Source organism: Streptomyces sp. NPDC020490, from assembly GCF_044335305.1.
Taxonomy (GTDB): Bacteria; Actinomycetota; Actinomycetes; order Streptomycetales; family Streptomycetaceae; genus Streptomyces.
On the sequence record NZ_JBIRUY010000021.1, the window covers coordinates 19,206 to 40,546 of the forward strand.

Consider the following 21,341-nt stretch of genomic DNA (forward strand, 5'->3'; position numbering starts at 1 on the left):
TCTCCCAGCCGCGCCGTGGCGCGTTCGGCAACTGAATACGCAGCCGCTCGTCCGTGCGCTCAAAGCGGCGGGGTTCCGCTCGTGCGGGCGCGCCGCCGGACACGACCGGACCCCCGCGGATGCCCGGGTCTGGGCAACGTCTACAGTGGCGTGGTACGCGCGGGCCTTTACCTACGGTTCACATGGTGGGGGCTCGCTGGGATGTCTCTGTCAGGGGTGTGCGTGACGGCCGTCGAATCCCGTCCAGCGGGGGTGGTGCTCGATGCCAGCCAGAAGTCGAGCCGCCGGCCGTTCGGGGCCCGTGTCAAGGCGTTCGTGGCGCTGACCAAGCCGCGGATCATCGAGCTCCTGCTCATCACCACCGTTCCGGTGATGTTCCTCGCCCAGCAGGGCGTTCCGGACCTGAAGCTGGTCCTGCTCACCTGCGTCGGCGGCTACCTCTCCGCGGGCGGCGCCAACTCGCTGAACATGTACATCGACCGCGACATCGACGCGCTGATGGACCGCACCTCGCAGCGCCCGCTGGTCACCGGCATGGTCAGCCCGCGCGAGTGCCTGGCCTTCGGCATCACGCTGGCCGTCGTCTCGACGCTGATGTTCGGGTTCACCGTCAACTGGCTGTCGGCCTGGCTGTCACTCGGAGCGCTCCTTTTCTACGTCGTCGTCTACACGATGCTGCTCAAGCGGCGTACCGCGCAGAACATCGTGTGGGGCGGCATCGCGGGCTGCATGCCGGTGCTGATCGGCTGGTCGGCCGTGACGGACTCGCTCTCCTGGGCGCCGGTCGTCCTCTTCCTGGTGATCTTCTTCTGGACGCCGCCGCACTACTGGCCGCTGTCCATGAAGGTCAAGGAGGACTACGCGCGCGTGGGCGTGCCGATGCTGCCGGTCATCGCCTCCAACAAGGTGGTGGCCAGGCAGATCGTGATCTACAGCTGGGTGATGGTGGCCGTCTCGCTGCTGCTGACGCCGCTCGGCTACACCGGCTGGTTCTACACGGCCGTGGCCCTCGCCGCGGGCGGCTGGTGGCTCTGGGAGGCGCACGCGCTGCAGAACCGGGCCAAGGCCGAGGTGACGGGCGCGAAGCTGAAGGAGATGCGCCTGTTCCACTGGTCGATCACGTACGTGTCCCTGCTGTTCGTGGCCGTGGCGATCGACCCCTTCCTGCGCTGACGTACGTCACGCCGACATACGTCACAGTGACCTGCCCTCGCCAGTCGATCTACCGGTGAGTAGCATCCTGGCCATGGCAGACACGCAGCAGGTTGACGCGAAGGCCGAGCAGAAGGCAGCCCGGCTCGCCAAGCAGATCGACGCCTTCTCCAAGGCCCACGGCGGCGCCGAGGCCCAGGTGGCCTACATCGGCGAGCGCGGCGCCCGGATCGTCCTGGTCGGCGAGGACGGCGGCTGGGGCGACCTGGTGGCCCCCACGTACGGGATCGCCGAGAAGGCGGTGGAGAAGGCGGGCGTCACCGTCCACGAGGCCTTCGACGGCGAGTTCGCGGCGAAGGTGCGCACGGGCGAGTACGAGTGGAAGAGGATGGCCGGCATCCAGCTCGGCGGCTGAACGACCCTGCGGAGAAGACCGGGCGGAGAAAGCCGCGGGAAAGGGCCGCACGGAGAAGGCCGCACGGAGAAGGCCGCACGGAGAAGGCCGGGGGAACCGGACCGCGACTGACACGCCCGGTTCACCCGTCAGGCCCTGCGAGGCGGCGTCTGGCGGGAAGTCCGGCTGATCGCAGCCGCCCTGGTCCGTACCGGCGCCCGCGGGTCCGTACCGGCGCCCGCGCCGCGACCGTCCGCGCCGAGGTCCTGGAACCGGCGTCCTTCGGGGAGATCCTCTTCTCCGGCGACGCCCACGGCCTGCCCGAGCTGCACGTGGTGGCCGCCCGCCTGTTCCGCGAGTCGCTCGCCCGGGTGCCGGGTGCCGGGTGCCGGGGGCGTCTGGTCCCATGCCGGCGCCGGCCGGGTCGCGCGCACGCTCGGGGCCGGCACCGCCCACCGGCTGTACCGCCCGGACCGACCCGGGGATGGGCGGTCCGCGGCGTCGGCAGGGTTACGCGGAGGTGCCGGCCTTCAGCTCGGCCGAGGGCCCCGGCAGGTCGGCCGTGACGTCGGGGCGTTCACGCAGGGCCAGGAGGACCCTGAGGACGCCGATCCACATCAGGCACGAGCCGAACATGTGCAGGGCGACCAGCACCTCGGGAAGCTTCGTGAAGTACTGGACGTAGCCGATGGCGCCCTGCAGCAGGAGTACGACGAACAGCTCGCGGGTGCGGTCCAGCGGGCCCTTGGGGGCGTCGACCGCCTTCAGGACGAACCACAGGGCGAACGTCAGCGTCACCACGATCCAGGCCAGCACGGCGTGCAGCTTGCTGACCGTCTCCCAGTCCAGCGGCATGCGCTCCACCTCGCTGGAGTCGCCCGCGTGCGGACCGGAGCCGGTCACCACCGTGCCGACCGCGATCAGCACGACCGACGCGGCGACCAGGAACCACACCAGCTGCTGCACGGCCGGGCCGACCAGCGGCCGGGGCGCGCCGTCCCCCTCCCGGGTGCGCTGCCACATCACCGTGGCGACCGCGATCAGGGCCGTGGAGAGCAGGAAGTGGGCCGCGACCGTGTACGGGTTCAGGCCGACCAGGACCACGATGCCGCCGAGGATCGCGTTGCCCATCACCAGCCAGAACTGCGCCCAGCCCAGCCGGGTGAGGCTGCGCCGGAACGGCTTCGCGGCGCGCGCCGCGACGATCGCCCAGCCGACCGCCGCGCACAGCACGTACGTCAGCAGCCGGTTGCCGAACTCGATGACGCCGTGCAGGCCCATCGCGCCGGTGGTGGTGAGCGAGTCGGCCGTGCACTTGGGCCAGGTCGGGCAGCCGAGCCCGGAACCGGTCAGCCGCACCGCACCGCCGGTGACCACGATGACCACCGACATCACGAGCGCGGAGAGAGCCGCCCGCTGAACCGTCCGGGGAGCCGGGGTCCAGCGTTCGGCGACGAAGGCGAGCGGGTTGCGCGCGGCGGCCTGGGCGTCGGCGCGGGAGAGGTTTGGCACGAGCCCCATGGTAGGCCGCCGCTTGTGCACGCTTTCACGAGGGTCCACGGTGCGCCTACTCCCAGCGGAAGAACGTCCCCGCGGCCGCGAGGCCCACGACCGCCCACCCGGCCAGGATCCCCAGGTCGGCCCAGGGCAGGCCGGCCCCGTGCTGCAGCACGTCCCGCAGGCCGTCCGACAGGGCGGAGACGGGCAGCAGGCCGAGCACGTCCTGGGCGCCGGCGGGGAACTTGTCCAGCGGCACGATCACCCCGCCGCCCACCAGCAGCAGCAGGAACACCAGGTTGGCGGCGCCCAGGGTGGCCTCGGCCTTCAGGGTGCCCGCCATCAGCAGCCCGAGCCCCGAGAAGGCGGCCGTGCCCAGCACCAGCAGGAGCAGCACCGCGGCCGGGTTGCCGTGCGGCGACCAGCCCAGCGCGAAGGCGATCACCGTCAGCAGGATCACCTGGAGGATCTCCGTGACCAGCACCGACGCCGTCTTCGCCGTCATCAGGCCCCAGCGCGGCAGCGGCGAGGAGGCCAGCCGCTTCAGGACGCCGTAGCGGCGTTCGAAGCCCGTCGCGATCGCCTGGCCGGTGAACGCCGTCGACATCACCGCCAGCGCGAGGACGCCGGGGGTGAGGAAGTCGACGGCCTCGCCCGCACCGGTGTCGACGATGTCCACCGAGCTGAACAGCACCAGCAGCAGCGTGGGGATGACGACGGTGAGCAGCAGCTGCTCGCCGTTGCGCAGCAGCATCTTCGTCTCGAGCACGGCCTGCGCCGCGATCATGCGGGGGAGCGGGGCGGCGCCGGGCATCGGCGTGTACGTACCCACAGTCACGAGCGCAGCTCCTTGCCGGTCAGCTCCAGGAAGACGTCTTCGAGGGTGTGCCGCTCCACCGAGATCTTCTCCGGCATCACCCCGTGCTGGGCGCACCACGAGGTCACGGTCGCGAGCAGCTGCGGGTCGACCTTGCCGACGACCCGGTACGAGCCCGGCGTCAGCTCGTCCGCCGAGCAGTCCGCGGGCAGCGCCTTGAGCAGGGAGCCGACGTCCAGGCCCGGGCGGCCGGTGAAGCGCAGCGTGTTCTCCGCGCCGCCGCGGCACAGCTCCTCCGGGGAGCCCTGCGCGACGACCCGGCCGGCGTCGATGATCGCCACGTCGTCGGCGAGCTGCTCGGCCTCGTCCATGTAGTGCGTGGTGAGGATCACCGAGACACCGTCCGCGCGCAGGTCGCGCACCAGGTCCCAGGTGGCGCGGCGGGCCTGCGGGTCCAGGCCGGCGGTCGGCTCGTCCAGGAACACCAGCTCCGGGCGGCCCACCACGGCCATCGCCAGCGCCAGCCGCTGCTGCTGCCCGCCGGACAGGCGCCGGTAGGCCGTGCGGCCGCAGGAGCCGAGGCCGAGCCGCTCGATCAGCGCGTCCACGTCCAGCGGATGCGCGTGCAGCCGGGCGACGTGGCGCAGCATCTCGTCCGCCCGCGCGCCCGAGTAGACGCCGCCGGACTGCAGCATCACGCCGATCCGCGGGTGCAGCTCCCGGGCCTGCCGCACCGGGTCGAGGCCGAGGACGCGCACCGTGCCGGAGTCCGGTCTGCGGTAGCCCTCGCAGGTCTCGACGGTCGTCGTCTTGCCCGCCCCGTTGGGGCCGAGCACGGCGGTCACGCCGGCGCGGGCCACCAGGTCGAGACCGTCCACGGCGGTCTTCGTGCCGTACCGCTTCACCAGGGCCCGGACCTCGATGAGCGGGTGCGACGCGAGGCGTCTCCCCGATAGGTCGTGGCCGGGAGACGGGTGGGCGGGCTCACTTCGCATGGGTCCAGAGTCTAGGTTCGCCGCCGGTGCCCCCGACGGGCGGGTGCGGGATCGGATCCGGCCGGCCGGCCGCGTCCGCCCGGCCGGTCCGCCGAAGATCGTTTCCGCAGGTGGGATTAGGTATACCTAAGTGACGCAGGGCACCGTCCGGCCGCCAGGAGGCGGCTTGCCCGCCCCTCACGAATTACGCAACAATGGCGTTGTGAAAAACGGCGTGCCTTCGACTGAGTCCCGGCAGGAGGAACTCGCGACCGGTGAGCGTTCCACGCGCAACCGCGTCGCGCGGTCCATCCTGGACCACGGGCCGTCGACCGTCGCCGAGCTCGCCGCGCGGCTGAGCCTGACCCAGGCCGCCGTACGCCGGCACCTCGACGCGCTGGCCGCCGACGACGTCGTGGAGGCACGCGAGCAGCGGGTCTACGGGGCCCGCACCCGCGGCCGCCCCGCCAAGGTCTTCGCGCTCACCGACTGCGGCCGTGACGCCTTCGACCAGTCCTACGACAAGCTCGCCGCGGACGCCCTGCGCTGGATCGCCGAGCGCGAGGGCGGCGAGGCGGTCGCCGCCTTCGCGCGCGCCCGGATCGCCGCGCAGGCGAGCGCGTACCGCAAGGCGGTCGAGGGCGCCGCCCCCGACCGGCGGGCCGAAGCCCTGGCCAAGGCCCTGAGCGTGGACGGGTACGCTGCTACGGCACGCAGCGCGCCCCTCCCGCACCAAGGTGAGCAGCTGTGCCAGCACCACTGCCCGGTGGCCCACGTCGCGGAGCAGTATCCCCAGCTGTGCGAGGCGGAGACGGAGTTCTTCGCCGAACTGCTCGGGACCCATGTGCAGCGGCTGGCCACCATCGCCCACGGCGACGGCGTCTGCACGACGTTCATCCCCAAGATTTCCCACAACGCATCTGCAAGCACGGCCGGGAGGAACCCCGCATGACTCTCCCCACGGAGACTGCCCACCCCGAGCTCGAAGGCCTGGGCAAGTACGAATACGGCTGGGCCGACTCCGACGAGGCCGGTGCCGCAGCGAAGCGCGGCCTGAGCGAAGAGGTCGTCCGGGACATCTCCGCGAAGAAGTCCGAGCCGGAGTGGATGACGAAGCTGCGCCTGAAGGGCCTGAAGCTCTTCGAGAAGAAGCCCATGCCGAACTGGGGCTCGGACCTGTCGGGCATCGACTTCGACAACATCAAGTACTTCGTGCGCTCCACGGAGAAGCAGGCGGAGTCCTGGGAGGACCTGCCCGAGGACATCAAGAACACCTACGACAAGCTGGGCATCCCGGAGGCCGAGAAGCAGCGCCTCGTCGCCGGTGTCGCCGCCCAGTACGAGTCGGAGGTCGTCTACCACCAGATCCGCGAGGACCTGGAGGAGCAGGGCGTCATCTTCCTCGACACCGACACCGCCCTGAAGGAGCACCCGGAGCTCTTCAAGGAGTACTTCGGGACCGTCATCCCGGCCGGTGACAACAAGTTCGCCGCGCTGAACACCGCCGTGTGGTCCGGCGGCTCCTTCATCTACGTGCCGAAGGGCGTGCACGTGGAGATCCCGCTCCAGGCCTACTTCCGCATCAACACGGAGAACATGGGCCAGTTCGAGCGGACCCTGATCATCGTCGACGAGGGCGCCTACGTGCACTACGTCGAGGGCTGTACCGCTCCGATCTACAAGTCGGACTCCCTGCACAGCGCGGTCGTCGAGATCATCGTCAAGAAGAACGCCCGCTGCCGCTACACGACCATCCAGAACTGGTCGAACAACGTCTACAACCTGGTCACCAAGCGCGCCGTCGCCTACGAGGGCGCGACCATGGAGTGGGTCGACGGCAACATCGGCTCCAAGGTGACGATGAAGTACCCGGCCGTCTACCTGATGGGCGAGCACGCCAAGGGCGAGACCCTGTCCATCGCCTTCGCGGGCGAGGGCCAGCACCAGGACGCCGGCGCCAAGATGGTCCACATGGCCCCGAACACGTCCTCCAACATCATCTCCAAGTCGGTGGCGCGCGGCGGCGGCCGTACCTCCTACCGCGGTCTGATCGAGATCGGCGAGGGCGCTCCCGGGTCCAAGTCCAACGTGCTGTGCGACGCGCTGCTGGTCGACACCATCTCCCGCTCGGACACCTACCCCTACGTCGACGTCCGCGAGGACGACGTGTCCATGGGCCACGAGGCGACCGTCTCCAAGGTCTCCGAGGACCAGCTCTTCTACCTGATGAGCCGCGGCCTGTCCGAGGACGAGGCGATGGCGATGATCGTGCGCGGCTTCGTCGAGCCGATCGCCAAGGAACTGCCGATGGAGTACGCGCTGGAGCTCAACCGGCTGATCGAGCTGCAGATGGAGGGCGCGGTCGGCTGACCCGCCCCATCACCGGCAGACGTCTTACTCAGGAAAGAGAGCACTACGACAGCCATGGCTGAGGCCCAGAACTCCACCACGCCCGGCTCCGCTCGCGCGGGCGGACCCCCACCGCTGGGGTCCACCACCGCCGGGTCGATCGCGGTCGCCGCCGAGTCGACCGTCGTCTCGCGCATGAGCGCGCCGCCCTCGTTCGACGTGGCGGACTTCCCCGTCCCGCACGGCCGTGAGGAGGAGTGGCGGTTCACCCCGCTGGAGCGCCTGCGCGGCCTGCACGACGGCACCGCGGCCGCCGGCGGCTCGGTCAAGGCCGAGTTCTCCGTGCCCGACGGCGTCACCGTCGAGACGGTCGGCCGCGACGACGCCCGGCTCGGCCGGGCCGGCGCGCCGGTGGACCGCGTCGCGGCCCAGGCCTACTCCTCTTTCGAGAAGGCGACCGTCGTCACCGTGCCGAAGGAGACCGTGCTGAGCGAGCCGGTCCGCCTCGCCCTGCACGGCGAGGGCGGCGTGACCTACGGCCACACCGTCTTCGAGCTCGAGGCGTTCGCCGAGGCCACCGTCGTCATCGACCACACCGGCGACACCGTCCGCGCCGCGAACGTGGAGTACATCGTCGGCGACGGGGCGAAGCTCACCGTGGTCACCGTGGTCGACTGGGACGACACCGCCGTGCACGTGTCCCAGCAGGGCGCCCTGATCGGCCGGGACGCCGGCTTCCGGCACATCGTCGTCACCTTCGGCGGCGACCTGGTGCGCATCCACCCGCGCGTGACCTACGCCGGCCCCGGCGGCGAGGCCGAACTGCTGGGCCTGTACTTCACCGACGCCGGCCAGCACCACGAGCACCGCCTCCTGGTCACCCACAACGCGCCGCACTGCAAGTCGAACGTCGTCTACAAGGGCGCGCTCCAGGGCGAGGAGGCGCACGCCGTGTGGATCGGCGACGTGCTCATCGAGGCCGCGGCCGAGGGCACCGACACCTACGAGATGAACCGCAACCTCGTCCTCACGGACGGCGCCCGGGTCGACTCGGTGCCGAACCTGGAGATCGAGACCGGCGAGATCGTCGGCGCCGGTCACGCCTCCGCCACCGGTCGCTTCGACGACGAGCAGCTGTTCTACCTGATGGCCCGCGGCGTCCCCGAGCACGAGGCCCGCCGCCTCGTCGTGCGCGGCTTCTTCGCCGAACTGGTCCAGCAGATCGGCGTCCCGGACATCGAGGAGCGCCTCATCGCCAAGATCGACCAGGAGCTGGAGGAGTCCGTCGCATGACCGGAACACCGGGCTTCGTCCGCGCCTGCGCGCTGAGCGAGCTGGAGGAGGGCACCCCGAAGCGGGTGGAGATCGACGGCACGCCGGTGTCCCTCGTGCACACCGAGGGGGAGGTCTTCGCGATCTACGACATCTGCTCGCACGCGAACGTCTCGCTCTCCGAGGGCGAGGTGGAGGACTGCCAGATCGAGTGCTGGCTGCACGGTTCCAGCTTCGACCTGCGCACCGGCAAGCCCTCCGGCCTCCCCGCGACGCGCCCCGTCCCCGTATACCCCGTCAAGATCGAAGGGGACGACGTTCTCGTCTCCCTCACCCAGGAGTCCTGAGGCACCCATGGCAACGCTTGAAATCCGAGACCTGCACGTCACCGTCGAGGCCGACAACGCCACGAAGGAGATCCTCAAGGGCGTCGACCTCACCGTGAAGCAGGGCGAGACGCACGCCATCATGGGCCCCAACGGCTCCGGCAAGTCGACCCTCGCCTACTCCCTCGCGGGGCATCCCAAGTACACGGTCACCGGCGGCACCGTCACCCTCGACGGCGAGGACGTCCTGGCGATGTCCGTCGACGAGCGCGCCCGCGCCGGCCTGTTCCTGGCGATGCAGTACCCGGTCGAGGTGCCCGGCGTCTCCGTCTCCAACTTCCTGCGCACCTCCGCCACCGCCATCCGCGGCGAGGCCCCCAAGCTGCGCACCTGGGTCAAGGAGGTCAAGGAGGCCATGGAGCGCCTCCACATGGACTCCTCCTTCGCCGAGCGCAACGTCAACGAGGGCTTCTCCGGCGGTGAGAAGAAGCGCCACGAGATCCTCCAGCTGGAGCTGCTCAAGCCGAAGGTCGCGATCCTCGACGAGACCGACTCCGGCCTGGACGTCGACGCGCTGCGCATCGTCTCCGAGGGCGTCAACCGCGTCCGCGAGTCCGGCGAGGTCGGCACCCTGCTGATCACGCACTACACGCGCATCCTGCGCTACATCAAGCCCGACCACGTCCACGTGTTCGCCGGCGGCCGCATCGTCGAGTCCGGCGGTCCGGAGCTCGCGGACAAGCTGGAGAACGAGGGCTACGAGGCGTACGTGACGAGCGGAGCGAACCCGAAGGAGACTGTCGCATGACACAACTGCCGGGCCTCCTCGACGCCGAGGCGCTCCGCAAGGACTTCCCGATCCTGGACCGCCAGGTCCACGACGGCCGCAAGCTCGTCTACCTGGACAACGCGGCGACCTCGCAGAAGCCGCGCCAGGTGCTCGACGCCCTGAACGAGTACTACGAGCGCTGCAACGCCAACGTCCACCGCGGTGTGCACGTCCTCGCCGAGGAGGCCACGGCGCTGTACGAGGGCGCGCGCGACAAGGTCGCCGCGTTCATCAACGCGCCCAGCCGCGACGAGGTGATCTTCACCAAGAACGCCTCCGAGTCGCTCAACCTCGTGGCGAACATGCTCGGCTGGGCCGACGAGCCCTACCGCGTGGACCACGAGACCGAGATCGTCATCACGGAGATGGAGCACCACTCCAACATCGTGCCGTGGCAGCTGCTGGCGCAGCGTACGGGCGCGAAGCTGAAGTGGTTCGGCCTCACCGACGACGGCCGCCTCGACCTGTCCAACATCGACGAGGTCATCACCGAGAAGACGAAGATCGTCTCCTTCGTGCTGGTGTCCAACATCCTGGGCACGGTCAACCCGGTCGAGGCGATCGTCCGCCGCGCCCAGGAGGTCGGCGCCCTGGTCTGCGTCGACGCCTCGCAGGCCGCCCCGCACATGCCGCTGGACGTGCAGGCGCTGCAGGCCGACTTCGTGGCCTTCACCGGCCACAAGATGTGCGGCCCGACCGGCATCGGCGTGCTGTGGGGCCGGCAGGAGCTGCTCGAGGACCTGCCCCCGTTCCTCGGCGGCGGCGAGATGATCGAGACGGTGTCGATGCACTCCTCGACCTACGCTCCGGCGCCGCACAAGTTCGAGGCGGGCACGCCCCCGATCGCGCAGGCGGTCGGCCTGGGCGCGGCGATCGACTACCTCGACGCGATCGGCATGGACAAGATCCTCGCCCATGAGCACGCGCTGACCGAGTACGCCGTCCAGCGTCTGGCTCAGGTCCCCGACCTGCGGATCATCGGCCCGACCACGGCCGAGGACCGGGGCGCGGCGATCTCCTTCACGCTCGGCGACATCCACCCGCACGACGTGGGCCAGGTCCTCGACGAGCAGGGCATCGCGGTCCGGGTCGGCCACCACTGCGCCCGGCCGGTCTGCCTGCGGTACGGAATTCCCGCGACCACGCGAGCGTCGTTCTACCTGTACTCCACGCCGGCCGAGATCGACGCTCTGGTCGACGGACTGGAGCACGTACGGAACTTCTTCGGCTGACGGGACGAGCGATCGCATGAAGCTGGACTCGATGTACCAGGAAGTCATCCTGGACCACTACAAGAATCCGCACGGGCGGGGCTTGCGGGACGGCGACGCCGAGGTGCACCACGTCAACCCGACGTGCGGCGACGAGATCACCCTCCGCGTGAAGTACGACGGCACGAAGATCGAGGACGTCAGCTACGAGGGCCAGGGCTGTTCCATCAGCCAGGCCTCGGCCTCCGTGCTGAACGAGCTCCTCGTCGGCAAGGACCTGGCCGAGGCGCAGAAGATCCAGGAGACCTTCCTGGAGCTGATGCAGTCCAAGGGCCGGATCGAACCCGACGACGCGATGGAGGACGTCCTGGAGGACGCGGTCGCGTTCGCCGGTGTCTCCAAGTACCCGGCCCGGGTCAAGTGCGCCCTCCTGAGCTGGATGGCGTGGAAGGACGCGACGGCCCAGGCGCTGGGCGGCGCGGCCGACGCCGAAAGGAAGACGGCATGACCGACACCGCTGAGATGAAGCCGGCCTCGGAGGAGGAGCTCCGCGAGGCCCTGATGGACGTCGTCGACCCCGAACTGGGCATCGACGTCGTCAACCTGGGCCTGATCTACGGCATCCACATCGACGACGCGAACATCGCGACCGTCGACATGACCCTGACCTCGGCGGCCTGCCCGCTGACCGACGTCATCGAGGACCAGGCCAAGTCCGCCACCGACGGCCTCGTCAACGAGCTGCGCATCAACTGGGTCTGGATGCCGCCGTGGGGCCCGGACAAGATCACGGACGACGGACGCGAGCAGCTGCGGGCGCTCGGGTTCAACGTCTGACAGCTCCCCCGACACAGGCGGGGGGGGGGGGGCCCCGGGGGGCGCCCCCCCCCCGGGGGGGCGGGGGGGGGGGGGCGGGGCGCCGGCGCGCCCCCGCCCCCCCCCCCCCCCGGGGGGCGGGCCGGGGTGGGGGCGGGGGGGGCCCCCCCAATACCCCGCGCGCGCGGGGGGGCGGCGGGGGGGGCGGGTGTGTATACCCCCCCCCCCCCCCCCCCCCCCGGGGGGGGGGGCCCCCCCCGGGGGGCCCCCCCCCCCGCCTGTCTGTCCGTTGCCGGTACGCCTGCGCTCAGGCGAGCCCGTCCACCAGCCGGAACGCGGAGTCCTGCCGGTACAGGTCGCTGTTCTGCCAGGGGTCCAGCTTCAGCCCGAAGTTCTGGTGGCGCAGGAAGCGCCCGGGGTAGTTCACCGACTCCAGCATGACCGCGCCCGGGAACGCCGAGGCGCGGGGGCAGAAGGTGGCGTCCTGCCGGAACAGGGCGGAACCGTCGTTGCGTTCGGCGCGCAGCAGGAAGCCGCGGTGGCGCAGGTAGCCGCCGTCGTGCGTGGCGAAGGAGTAGCAGGACGCGTCCGCCAGCCCCTTGACCAGCTTGAACGTGGAGTCCTCACGGTCGCCCGGGCCGCGCACCGGGTCGAGCCGCACGTAACCGTCGCTGACGTGCCAGTAGCGGTCGGGATAGTTGACCGAGCGGACCGACCGCCGGACGTCCGCCGGCCGCGGCGAGGCCGAACCGGGCCCGGCCGACGGCGAGCCGGACCGCACGGGAGCGGGCGAGGCCGCGTCCGCCGAGACGCCCGGCCGGGGCCGGGCCGTCGTGGGCCCGGGCGAGGACGGGGCCTTTTGGTGCCGGACGGGGGAGGCCGTGCCCGCGGACGGGGCGGCGAAGGAGATCAGCCCGGGCACGGTGGCCTCCGGCGAGGCGACCGCCGTCCGTGCCGTGTCGCGCGTGCCCTCCCTGTTGACGGCGATCGTCGTCACACAGGCGACGACGGTGGCCAGGGCGAGGGCACCGGCCAGCCAGAGCCGCCGGGTGCCCGGTGCGCGGGAGGTGTCCTGCGCCCAGCCGTTCGCCCAGGGCTCATGAGGGGGCCGGGACCTGTTGTCGTGCATGCGCTGTTCCTCCAGCGGCGCACCACGGCGACGCACGGCCGCGGCGGCGATGACCCGGTATGTGAACGGTGAAACACTAGTGGACCGTGGGGCGGGGGAGCAGCCGTTTGAACAAGTGCGTTTCCACATCGCTTCCCGGGGTCGTCCGAGGCGCGTTCCGCGGGGCCGTTCACGGGGCGCGCCGCCGCCTACTCCGGTGCGAGCGTGGGCCGTTGGCCGTACCCGGCGCTTCCCGCTCCGGCGCCACGTCGCCCGCGGCAGGCGCCGTACACGGGACGCGCCGCACGGTCCCCGCGCATCGCGACGCCCGTGCCGTCCTCGCGGTCACGGCGCCGCGCCGAGCGCTGCCGCCCGCCCGCGGCCCTTCCGCGGCCCGCCCTTCCGCCGTCGTCCGCCGGTCGTCCGTCCGCCCGCCCGTCCTCGCCCGCCCTTCCGCGGCCCGCCCACCTGCCCGTCGCCCGCCTGCGCTCGTCCCCGCGGCTCGCCCGCTGAGACGCGGCGCGTGCGGGTTGGCCTCGGTGCGGCCCGGCCGGTTAGGTTTCCGTCATGACCGACACGACTGCACCCAGCACCACCGGGGCGGTGGCCGCCGGCCTCGCCACGATCGCCGCCGACGGCACCGTCCTCGACACCTGGTTCCCCGCGCCGGAGCTCGCCGCCGAGCCCGGCCCGTCCGGCACCGAGCGGCTGTCCGCCGAGCGGGCCGTGGAACTGCTCGGCGAGGGCGCCGCGAAGGCGGTCGGCCCGGACGCGCGCCGGGGCGTCGAGGTGGTCGCGGTCCGCACGGTCATCTCCTCCCTGGACGAGAAGCCCCTCGACGCCCACGACGTCTACCTGCGCCTGCACCTGCTCTCGCACCGCCTGGTCAGGCCGCACGGCCAGAGCCTGGACGGCATGTTCGGCTTCCTCGCCAACGTCGCCTGGACCTCCCTCGGTCCGGTCGCCGTCGACGACGTCGAGAAGGTGCGGCTCAACGCCCGTGCCGAAGGCCTGCACCTCCAGGTGACCTCGGTCGACAAGTTCCCGCGGATGACGGACTACGTCGTCCCGAAGGGCGTCCGCATCGCCGACGCCGACCGGGTCCGGCTCGGCGCGCACCTCGCCGCGGGCACGACCGTCATGCACGAGGGCTTCGTCAACTTCAACGCCGGCACCCTCGGCACGTCGATGGTCGAGGGCCGCATCTCCGCCGGTGTCGTCATCGGCGACGGGTCGGACATCGGCGGCGGCGCCTCGACCATGGGCACGCTGTCCGGCGGCGGCAACGTGATCATCTCCATCGGCGAGCGCTGCCTGATCGGCGCCGAGGCGGGCGTCGGCATCGCGCTCGGCGACGAGTGCGTGGTCGAGGCGGGCCTGTACGTCACCGCGGGCACCCGCGTCACCATGCCCGACGGTCAGATCGTCAAGGCCCGCGAACTCTCCGGCGCCTCCAACATCCTCTTCCGCCGCAACTCGGTCACCGGCACGGTGGAGGCCCGCCCGAACAACGCGGTCTGGGGCGGCCTGAACGAGATCCTGCACAACCACAACTGATCCGCCGGCTCCCGGACCGCACACCCGCGCACGGCGCCCCGTCACCCTCGCCGGCGGGGCGCCTGTTCAGGTCCGGGTCGTGCGGCCCTCGGGGCGGCGCTTCCGCTTCGCCGCCCAGGGGGCGAGCGGGCCGTGCACGGGGTCAGTCGGCCGTGTATTCCTCGAAGGCCTTCAGCAGTCGCTCGGCTGCCTCGCGGCTTGCGGGCAGGAGCGGGGGGCGGACCGGGCCCGCGGGCAGTCCGAGTTCGTTCAGGAGGGCCTTGGCCGTGACCGTGCCGGGCAGGCCCGCCGACATCATCGCCTCGATGAGGGGCGTGGCGCGCTGCTGGAGGCGCGCGGCCCCCGGAGCGTCACCCGCGTCGAACGTGTCCAGGACCGCGCGGAGCCCGGACGGGACGACGTTGGCGACCGTGCTGATGTAGCCGGCGCCGCCCACCGCGTACAGGGCGAGGTGGTGTTCCTCGCAGCCCGCGTAGTAGGCGAGGTCCGTGCGCAGCAGCACCTTCTGGGCGGCGAGGAAGTCGTAGGAGCAGTCCTTGACCGCCACGATCCGGGGGTGCTCGGCGAGGCGGATCATCGTCTCGGGCTCGATGCGGGTGCCGGTGCGGCCCGGGATGTCGTACAGCACCACCGGCACACCCACCGCGTCCGCGACCGCCCGGAAGTGCGCCTCCAACGCGTCCTGCGGGGGCCTGCTGTAGTACGGGCTGACCACCAACAGGCCGTCCGCGCCGGCCTTTTCGGCCTGCCGGGCGAGTTCGACGCTGTGCCGGGTGTCGAAGGTGCCGACGCCCGCCACGATCGACGCGCGTGCGCCCACCGCCTCGCGCACCGCCGAGACGAGCGCCGCCTTCTCCGCGTCGGTGGTGGTCGGCGACTCGCCCGTCGTCCCCGACAACACCAGGCCGTCGCAGCCCGCGGAGACCAGGCGGTCCGCGAGCCGCTGCGCGCCGTCCAGGTCGAGCGCGCCCTCCTCGGTGAAGGGCGTGATCATCGCGCACAGGGCACGGCCGAAGGGAGGAGCGGTGAGGGCGGTCGCGGGAGGCTTCATGAAGGCAGTCTCGACACAGTTGTCCGCGTAGCTCCACTTAATTCTTCTGCGGCATATCTCTTAGGAGAACTGAAGGATGCGCTGGGCCCTGTGTCCAATTCGGCCCTTCATGGGTCACCATGGCCAGGACGGACACCGGACACGGTCATGGGAGGCGTCATGAAGCTCGGCAAGGCACTCGCCACCGGAGTCGCGGAGGAACAGCCGCAGGCCCATGAGGAGCAGGACCTCGAGACCCCAAGGGAGACCGAGGAACTGAAGGCCCCCGAAGAGGTCCCGGCGGCCCGATGAGACTGCGGCTTCCGGAGGAACGCCCGACGGAGCCGCCGACCGGATACAAGATCGCCCACCCGGTGCTGTCCCAGGACGGCACCCGGGCCGGGTTCACCGGTGTGTCGCTGGGTGGCGCGCTGCCGTACGGCGTCGTGGCCGACGCGTCCTGCGTCTACGGCCTGCGCCACCGGGCTCCGCACCGCCGCTGCGACTGCGGCTTCCACTGCGTGCACGACCGCGCCACGGCCGAGGGACTGCTCTGCACCGCCGAGCACCGCGCGGCCGCGCTGCTCGAGGTGTCGGTCCTCGGCGCCTACATCCGCTTCGAACGCGGCTTCCGCTACGCCCGCCAGCGGGTCCGCACCGCCACGGTCGGCCCGTGCGGGTGCGGCCGGCCCGCCACGGCGCTGGCCGACGCGGGCTGGGGCCGCCCCGGCTGGCGGGCCCTCGCGCCGTCCTGCGCGGGCTGCCTGCGCGGCCGTACGGCGGTGTCGCTCGCCGGGTTCGCGCGGCTGGCCGGGGACGGGCTGCGGGTGGTTGCGGGGGCGACCGCCGGTGCGGGGGCGCTTGCGGGCGCGGGTGCCGCGCCGCCCGGGGACGGTGCCGCCGCCGACGGGCTGGGAGTACCGGAACTCGTCGCCGAGGCGGCCCTGTTGCAGGCGCGCCTGGACTGGTTCCAGACGCAGCTGGCCCGGCTGGGCGAGCCCGGGCCGGACGGCGGGCGCGAGGGGTTGTGAACTGCTGGTGGCTGACTGCGCACAGGCGTGTTCTGGCCTGCGTGAGTGAGTGTCCGGGCTGTGGCAGGTGCACCTCATGGGCGGGAACGGAGGTTCCCTGGTCGAATGTGTGACCTTTGCCGGTGGGTGGTCGTTGAGCGTGGTGAGGGGTCGGCCGGCGGGGGGATGGGGGTGATCGGGGGTGGGTGGGTTGCGGGAGTTGGCGGCGCCGTTCGTCGTCCCCGGTCCGTCGGGTGTGGCGGTCCGTGACCGGCTCAAGCGCCTGAGTGCCGAGGACGAGCGGGTTCTTCGTCTGGTCGGTGACCATCTGGGCACACTCGCCTCGAGGGACCTGAAGGCGCGGTGCGCGGCCGGGCTGGACCATGACAGCGAGCAGTGGGCCGCGCGCAAGCGTGCCTTGACGGAGGCGTCTTCCTCCCGCTGGGCCGGGTCAATCACCAAGGCCACCCACGATCAGTGGGCGCTGGCCCGGCGCGGGCAGCTCGCGCACCTCCAGAGCCTGGAAGCCGGTGTGGCCGTGATCGCGCACCGGCTGTCGCTGCCGGTCGGGGAGAAGGGAGCCGGGCGGGTTCCGGGCGGCTACCGCAGCAGGCGGGAGTGGCATGCCAAGGCCCGCCGGCTGCACGTGCTCACCGACCGGCTCAAAGCGGTGCAGGCGGACTGGCAGGCCGGAGTCGTGCACGTGGTGCGGGGCGGCAAGCGGCTGCTGAACACCCGCCACCACCTGGACGCCGCGCAGCTCACCGAGGAGCAGTGGCGCATCCGGTGGCAGGCCGGGCGCCGGTTCCTCCAGGCCGACGGCGAGTCCGGCAAACGCTTCGGCAACGAGACCGTCCGCGTCACTCCCGGCGGCGAGATCTCCCTCAAGCTCCCCGCCCCTTTGGCACATCTGGCGAACGCGCCGCACGGCCGGTACGTGCTCGCCGCGAAGGTGGCGTTCGCGCACCGGGGCGAGCAGTGGGCCGACCGTATCCTGGCGAACCGGGCCGTCGCCTACCGCATCCACGAAGACACCGCACGCGGGCGCTGGTACCTGACCGCCTCGTGGACGATCCCCCCGGTGAAGATCGTGCCCCTGGCCGCGGCCCGCACGAACGGACTGATCGGCGTCGACACCAACGCCGATCACCTGGCCGCCTGGCGCCTGGACACCCACGGCAACCCCGTCGGCGCACCCCTCCGCTTCTTCTACGACCTGACCGGCAACGCCGCCCACCGGGACGCCCAGGTCCGGCACGCGCTGATCCGCCTGCTGCACTGGGCCGAACGCCACCGCCTCGCGATCGCGGTCGAAGACCTCGACTTCACCGCGGAGAAGACCCGGGAGAAGCACGGCCGCCGCAAGCGGTTCCGCAACCTCGTCTCCGGCATGCCCGTCGCCAGGCTGCGGGCCCGCCTGGTGTCGATGGCGGCCGAACTCGGCATCACCATCGTCGCCGTCGACCCCGCCTACACCTCCCGCTGGGGCGCCGAGCACTGGCAGAAGCCCCTCACCTCGAAGAACCGCACCACCACCCGCCACGACGCAGCCGCCGTGGCGATCGGACGACGCGCCCTCGGGCACGGTATCCGGCGACGGACGGCACCGCCCCGCGACGACCGGAGTGATCGTCGTGGGCATCGGACCGTCCAGGCCGGACATGGTGACCGAGGGCGTGAGGAAACCCGCCCCCGCGTTCCCGGACCACGCACCCGATGCGTGCCACCGGACGCGGAGCGAACGCGGGCGACCAGGACACCCAAAACCGTTCGGGATGTCCGCAGTGACCAGGTCTGGGTCCAAGACTCACTCCTGCTCACTGACCAGGAACGGTAACCGCAGCCCGGTGCGGGTACCCGGGTGCCTCCGGCAGGAGAGGCGGTATGAGAGGAGGCGGGACACCGTGAGCGGGACCACGGAAACCAGGCTGGACGGGCAGCGCTCGGTGGGCGAGCTCGTCAACCGGGCCACCGAGCAGCTCTCGCGGCTCGTACGACAGGAGCTGGCCCTCGCCAAGGAGGAGCTGGCCGTGAAAGGCCGCCGGGCCGGGCGCGGCGGCGGACTGCTCGGCGCCGCCGGGGCGGTCGCCTACGCCGGCCTGCTCGCCCTGGCCGCCACCGGGGCCGCCGCCCTCTCGCTGGTGCTGCCGGTCTGGGCCGCGGCGCTGATCGTGACGGGCGCGCTGTTCGCGATCGCGGGCGTGCTCGCCGTGACCGGCCGCGCCCAGTTGCGCCGGGCCGGACCGCCCACCCCGGAGCGGACCCTCGACAGCGTCAGGGCCGACGTCGAGGTGATCAGGGAAAGGGCGCACCGATGACGGACAGGGCAGGAGTGCCGGGCTCGGGGTCCCATGGCCCCGAGGAGCTGCGGCGGCAGATCGAGGAGACCCGCGGCCAGCTCGGCGACACGGTCGCGGAGCTGGCGGGCAGGATCGACGTCAAGGGCCGCGCGCAGGCCCGCGCGGCCGACCTCCGGGACAAGGCGGGCGCGATGACCGTGCAACTGCGCAGCACCGCGGCGCAGGCCGGGCACAAGGTCCACGACACGGCGACGAAGGCCGGGCACCGGGTCCACGACCGGGCGCTCCAGGCGGGCCACACGGCGCAGGAACGAGCGGTACGGACGGGGCACACGGCACAGGAACGGGCGCTGCGGGCGGGTCACACGGCTCAGGAGAGGACGGCGGAGACGGGGCACGCGCTGGAGCGCAAGGTGGAGCGCGGCGTGCCGTGGCCCGCCCGGCCCGTGGTCACGGCGGCGGTCCGGCATCCGCGTCCGGCGCTGGCCATCGGCGCGGCACTGGTCTTCGCCGCGGTGGTCGCGTGGCGGTACCCCAGGAAGCGCTAGCCGGCCGACGGCCTGGGCAGGAGCCGACGGCACGGCCGACGCGGGCGGGCACCCGGGACATCCGGGCGCCCGCTCACGCCGGTGGCCGCCTGCGCGGCGCCGGCCCACGCGGTGGCCGCATGGGTGGTGCCGGCCCACGCGGCGTCCGTCTGTGCGGTCCCTGCCCACGCGGCGTCCGTCCTGCGGTGTCGGCCCAGGTGGTCTCCGCCCAGGTGCCTCCCGGCCATGTGGTCCCCGCCTGTGTGGTCCCCGTCCGTGTGGCGTCTGTCCGTGTGGTGTCGGCCCAGGTGGTCTCCGCCCAGGTGCCTCCCGGCCATGTGGTCCCCGCCTGCGTGGCGTCCGTCCGCGTGGTGTCCCTCCGTGCGGTGCCTGTCCGCGATTGCGCGGCGCGGCGACCGGGAACCCGCCTTCGGGCCGGTCGGCCCGGCCGGATCCGCGCCGGCCGAGGCCATCGCCCGACCCGGTGTGCGGCGGGCGCGGCAGGCGCCGCGCTGCGCGCTGGCGCTCTGCGGCCGGGTCCGCGGACGCTTCGGCTGGTGCCACGTATCGCGTCGGCTTCGCGGTGCTACGGGCGCCCGTCCCCCTCGGCTCCGTCAACCGTCAGACGCCCGCCGCGCGGCACCGGACCGTGCTGGGCCTTGCTGTGTCGTGTCACGCCGTGCCGTGCGGCACCGGGCCGGCGTCCGCATCGGGTCGTGCCACGTCGGGCCTGGCCGGGCTGTGCCGCGTCGGCTGTGCCGCGTCGGGTCGTGCCGCGTCGGGTCGTGCCGCGTCGGGTCGTGCCGCACCGGGCGGCCTTTGCGCGCGGCACGAGATCGAGCGGGGGCCGGGCGGTCCCGGCGGGTGTCGTGGGCTCGGTCCGTGGCGGTCCGCTGGTGGCTTCGCCGTGTCCGGGCCGGCGGGGGCCTCGGTGGGCGGCGCGCGCCTGCGCCGTGCCTCCGTGCCGCGGTGGCCGGGTGGTCGGGGTTATGCGCCCGGGTGTGCCGGGTCGGGGAGTGTGCCCGGGGGTGGGCCGGCGGTGGGCGGCTGTGCCGGGCGTCGGCGGCGCCGGGCCGCCCGAAGCCTCGGCGGCCACTTCCGCGTGTCGCGGGGTTCCACGTACGGCTCCTCCGACGGCGGCCGCCCCTCGCAGACGATGGCCCGCTCGCGCGAGAGTTCGGCGTCGAACTCCAGCCCCAGCAGGATCGCCAGGTTGGTCAGCCACAGCCAGACCAGGAAGACGATGGCGCCGGAGAGGGTGCCGTACGTCCTGTTGTACGAGCCGAAGTTGGCCGCGTAGACCGCGAACCCCGCGGACGCCACCAGCCAGATCAGCGTGGCGAGGACGCTGCCGGGGCTGATCCACCGGAAGCCGCGGCCGCGGACGTTGGGCGCGGCCCAGTACAGCAGGCCGATCATCATGACCACCAGGAGCAGCAGCACCGGCCACTTCGCCACGCCCCACACGGCGATCGCCGCCCGCCCCAGCCCGATCGCCGTGCCCGCCCGTTCGGCCAGCGGCCCGGTGAAGACGACGATGACCGCGCTCGCGGCCAGCAGCACCATCAGCGCCACGGTCAGCGCCAGCCGCAGCGGCGTCAGCTTCCACACCGGCCGCCCCTCCGGCAGGTCGTACACGGCGTTGGAGGTGCGGATGAACGCGGCGACGTACCCGGACGCGGACCACAGGGCGAAGAGCAGCCCGGCCACGGCGATTACCCCGCCCGTGCCGCCGCTGTCGCCGAGCTGGACGACGGCGTCCCGCAGGATGTCCCGGGCGGGACCGGGCGCCAGGTCGCCGATGTTGTCCAGGAGCCTGTCCGTCGCGCGCTGCCCCACCACGCCCAGCAGGGACACCAGCACCAGCAGCGCGGGAAACAGCGAGAGCACGCCGTAGTACGTCAACGCGGCTGCCCGGTCGCCGAGTTCGTCGTCCAGCAGTTCCTTCGCCGTGCGCCGCGCCACCGCCCGCCAGGACCGTGCGGGCAGCCGGGCGGGACTGTCCTTGCCGCCCTCGTCGTTCTCGTCCTCGTCCATGACCAGCGTGTTGCCCGGATACGCCCGGCGAATCGCGGCCGCGGCCCGAATCCTCCGGCCGGACGGGAGCATCCGCCCGCACGGGAGCATCGGGCCGGGCCGGGAGTATCCGGCCGGGCGGGATCCTCGCCCGAT

Annotated in this window: 22 protein-coding genes and 1 pseudogene; 17 read left to right on the forward strand and 6 right to left on the reverse strand. The window is 72.3% G+C overall.

All coding sequences use genetic code 11. The annotated features are described in order from the left end of the window. The first annotated feature begins 201 nt into the window (after positions 1–201). From ACH4ZX_RS21930 to ACH4ZX_RS21940, 3 genes and pseudogenes are all read left to right on the forward strand, one after another. A complete protein-coding gene (locus ACH4ZX_RS21930) occupies positions 202–1,173 on the forward strand; it encodes a heme o synthase (protein ID WP_398275159.1) in 972 nt (323 codons plus the stop codon). Positions 1,174–1,246: 73 nt separating this feature from the next. Further along, positions 1,247–1,567 carry a hypothetical protein gene (locus ACH4ZX_RS21935; RefSeq protein WP_360758962.1) on the forward strand — a complete coding sequence of 107 codons (321 nt, stop codon included), beginning with the start codon at positions 1,247–1,249 and terminating at the stop codon, positions 1,565–1,567. 203 nt (positions 1,568–1,770) lie between these two features. Next, positions 1,771–2,011, forward strand: a pseudogene (locus tag ACH4ZX_RS21940) (amidohydrolase); the annotation flags it as partial. A gap of 45 nt (positions 2,012–2,056) precedes the next feature. On the opposite strand, the gene ACH4ZX_RS21945 reads toward ACH4ZX_RS21940, so the two are convergent. The 3 genes from ACH4ZX_RS21945 to ACH4ZX_RS21955 are packed head-to-tail and all read right to left on the reverse strand — an operon-like array spanning position 2,057 to position 4,855. Continuing rightward, positions 2,057–3,067 (reverse strand): heme A synthase, encoded by a 1,011-nt coding sequence (locus tag ACH4ZX_RS21945; protein WP_398275163.1) that lies wholly within the window; start codon positions 3,065–3,067, stop codon positions 2,057–2,059. A 46-nt stretch (positions 3,068–3,113) separates the two neighbouring features. Then, positions 3,114–3,857 carry an ABC transporter permease gene (locus ACH4ZX_RS21950; protein WP_398275497.1) on the reverse strand — a complete coding sequence of 248 codons (744 nt, stop codon included), beginning with the start codon at positions 3,855–3,857 and terminating at the stop codon, positions 3,114–3,116. 20 nt (positions 3,858–3,877) lie between these two features. Then, positions 3,878–4,855, reverse strand: coding sequence for an ABC transporter ATP-binding protein (locus tag ACH4ZX_RS21955; RefSeq protein WP_398275165.1), 978 nt, complete (start codon positions 4,853–4,855; stop codon positions 3,878–3,880). Between the two features lie 214 nt (positions 4,856–5,069). Between ACH4ZX_RS21955 and ACH4ZX_RS21960 the strand changes: the two genes are divergently transcribed. The 8 genes from ACH4ZX_RS21960 to ACH4ZX_RS21995 are packed head-to-tail and all read left to right on the forward strand — an operon-like array spanning position 5,070 to position 11,658. Further along, positions 5,070–5,786: a helix-turn-helix transcriptional regulator gene (locus tag ACH4ZX_RS21960; RefSeq protein ID WP_398275168.1), complete on the forward strand. Its 717-nt coding sequence runs from the start codon at positions 5,070–5,072 to the stop codon at positions 5,784–5,786. Continuing rightward, a complete protein-coding gene (sufB, locus tag ACH4ZX_RS21965) occupies positions 5,783–7,204 on the forward strand; it encodes a Fe-S cluster assembly protein SufB (RefSeq protein ID WP_398275171.1) in 1,422 nt (473 codons plus the stop codon). The genes ACH4ZX_RS21960 and sufB overlap by 4 nt, the downstream gene beginning before the upstream one ends. 54 nt (positions 7,205–7,258) lie before the next feature. Then, positions 7,259–8,476 (forward strand): Fe-S cluster assembly protein SufD, encoded by a 1,218-nt coding sequence (sufD, locus tag ACH4ZX_RS21970; RefSeq protein WP_398275174.1) that lies wholly within the window; start codon positions 7,259–7,261, stop codon positions 8,474–8,476. Beyond that, entirely contained in the window at positions 8,473–8,802 is a 330-nt protein-coding gene (locus ACH4ZX_RS21975; RefSeq protein WP_398275177.1) for a bifunctional 3-phenylpropionate/cinnamic acid dioxygenase ferredoxin subunit, read from the forward strand. The genes sufD and ACH4ZX_RS21975 overlap by 4 nt, the downstream gene beginning before the upstream one ends. A gap of 7 nt (positions 8,803–8,809) precedes the next feature. Beyond that, positions 8,810–9,589, forward strand: coding sequence for a Fe-S cluster assembly ATPase SufC (gene sufC / locus ACH4ZX_RS21980; protein ID WP_398275179.1), 780 nt, complete (start codon positions 8,810–8,812; stop codon positions 9,587–9,589). Then, positions 9,586–10,842, forward strand: coding sequence for a cysteine desulfurase (locus ACH4ZX_RS21985; protein WP_398275183.1), 1,257 nt, complete (start codon positions 9,586–9,588; stop codon positions 10,840–10,842). The genes sufC and ACH4ZX_RS21985 overlap by 4 nt, the downstream gene beginning before the upstream one ends. A gap of 16 nt (positions 10,843–10,858) precedes the next feature. Continuing rightward, positions 10,859–11,329 carry a Fe-S cluster assembly sulfur transfer protein SufU gene (gene sufU, locus ACH4ZX_RS21990; RefSeq protein ID WP_398275186.1) on the forward strand — a complete coding sequence of 157 codons (471 nt, stop codon included), beginning with the start codon at positions 10,859–10,861 and terminating at the stop codon, positions 11,327–11,329. Continuing rightward, positions 11,326–11,658, forward strand: a complete 333-nt coding sequence (locus tag ACH4ZX_RS21995; protein WP_103784224.1) for a metal-sulfur cluster assembly factor — start codon at positions 11,326–11,328, stop codon at positions 11,656–11,658. Before sufU ends, ACH4ZX_RS21995 begins: the two co-directional genes overlap by 4 nt. 286 nt (positions 11,659–11,944) lie before the next feature. Here ACH4ZX_RS21995 and ACH4ZX_RS22000 read toward each other — a convergent pair whose 3' ends face one another. Then, entirely contained in the window at positions 11,945–12,766 is an 822-nt protein-coding gene (locus ACH4ZX_RS22000) for an AbfB domain-containing protein (protein ID WP_398275190.1), read from the reverse strand. A gap of 546 nt (positions 12,767–13,312) precedes the next feature. On the opposite strand from ACH4ZX_RS22000, the gene dapD reads away from it, so the two are divergent. Next, a complete protein-coding gene (gene dapD / locus ACH4ZX_RS22005; RefSeq protein ID WP_398275193.1) occupies positions 13,313–14,302 on the forward strand; it encodes a 2,3,4,5-tetrahydropyridine-2,6-dicarboxylate N-succinyltransferase in 990 nt (329 codons plus the stop codon). 142 nt (positions 14,303–14,444) lie between these two features. On the opposite strand, the gene dapA is transcribed toward dapD, so the two are convergent. Beyond that, positions 14,445–15,353, reverse strand: coding sequence for a 4-hydroxy-tetrahydrodipicolinate synthase (gene dapA / locus ACH4ZX_RS22010; protein WP_398275196.1), 909 nt, complete (start codon positions 15,351–15,353; stop codon positions 14,445–14,447). A 159-nt stretch (positions 15,354–15,512) separates the two neighbouring features. Here dapA and ACH4ZX_RS22015 point away from each other — a divergent pair, with 159 nt between their 5' ends. The 5 genes from ACH4ZX_RS22015 to ACH4ZX_RS22035 all read left to right on the forward strand — a co-directional run bounded on the left by ACH4ZX_RS22015 (position 15,513) and on the right by ACH4ZX_RS22035 (position 19,190). After that, a complete protein-coding gene (locus ACH4ZX_RS22015) occupies positions 15,513–15,644 on the forward strand; it encodes a hypothetical protein (RefSeq protein WP_398275198.1) in 132 nt (43 codons plus the stop codon). Further along, positions 15,641–16,363, forward strand: a complete 723-nt coding sequence (locus ACH4ZX_RS22020) for a hypothetical protein (protein ID WP_398275201.1) — start codon at positions 15,641–15,643, stop codon at positions 16,361–16,363. Before ACH4ZX_RS22015 ends, ACH4ZX_RS22020 begins: the two co-directional genes overlap by 4 nt. 181 nt (positions 16,364–16,544) lie before the next feature. After that, a complete protein-coding gene (locus ACH4ZX_RS22025; RefSeq protein WP_398275204.1) occupies positions 16,545–18,179 on the forward strand; it encodes an IS200/IS605 family accessory protein TnpB-related protein in 1,635 nt (544 codons plus the stop codon). A gap of 67 nt (positions 18,180–18,246) precedes the next feature. Continuing rightward, positions 18,247–18,660, forward strand: coding sequence for a phage holin family protein (locus tag ACH4ZX_RS22030; RefSeq protein ID WP_398275207.1), 414 nt, complete (start codon positions 18,247–18,249; stop codon positions 18,658–18,660). Then, positions 18,657–19,190 (forward strand): DUF3618 domain-containing protein, encoded by a 534-nt coding sequence (locus tag ACH4ZX_RS22035; RefSeq protein ID WP_398275210.1) that lies wholly within the window; start codon positions 18,657–18,659, stop codon positions 19,188–19,190. Before ACH4ZX_RS22030 ends, ACH4ZX_RS22035 begins: the two co-directional genes overlap by 4 nt. 966 nt (positions 19,191–20,156) lie before the next feature. On the opposite strand, the gene ACH4ZX_RS22040 is transcribed toward ACH4ZX_RS22035, so the two are convergent. Next, complete coding sequence (locus ACH4ZX_RS22040) at positions 20,157–21,206, reverse strand: YihY/virulence factor BrkB family protein (protein ID WP_398275213.1); 1,050 nt, start codon at positions 21,204–21,206, stop codon at positions 20,157–20,159. Positions 21,207–21,341: the final 135 nt, after the last annotated feature.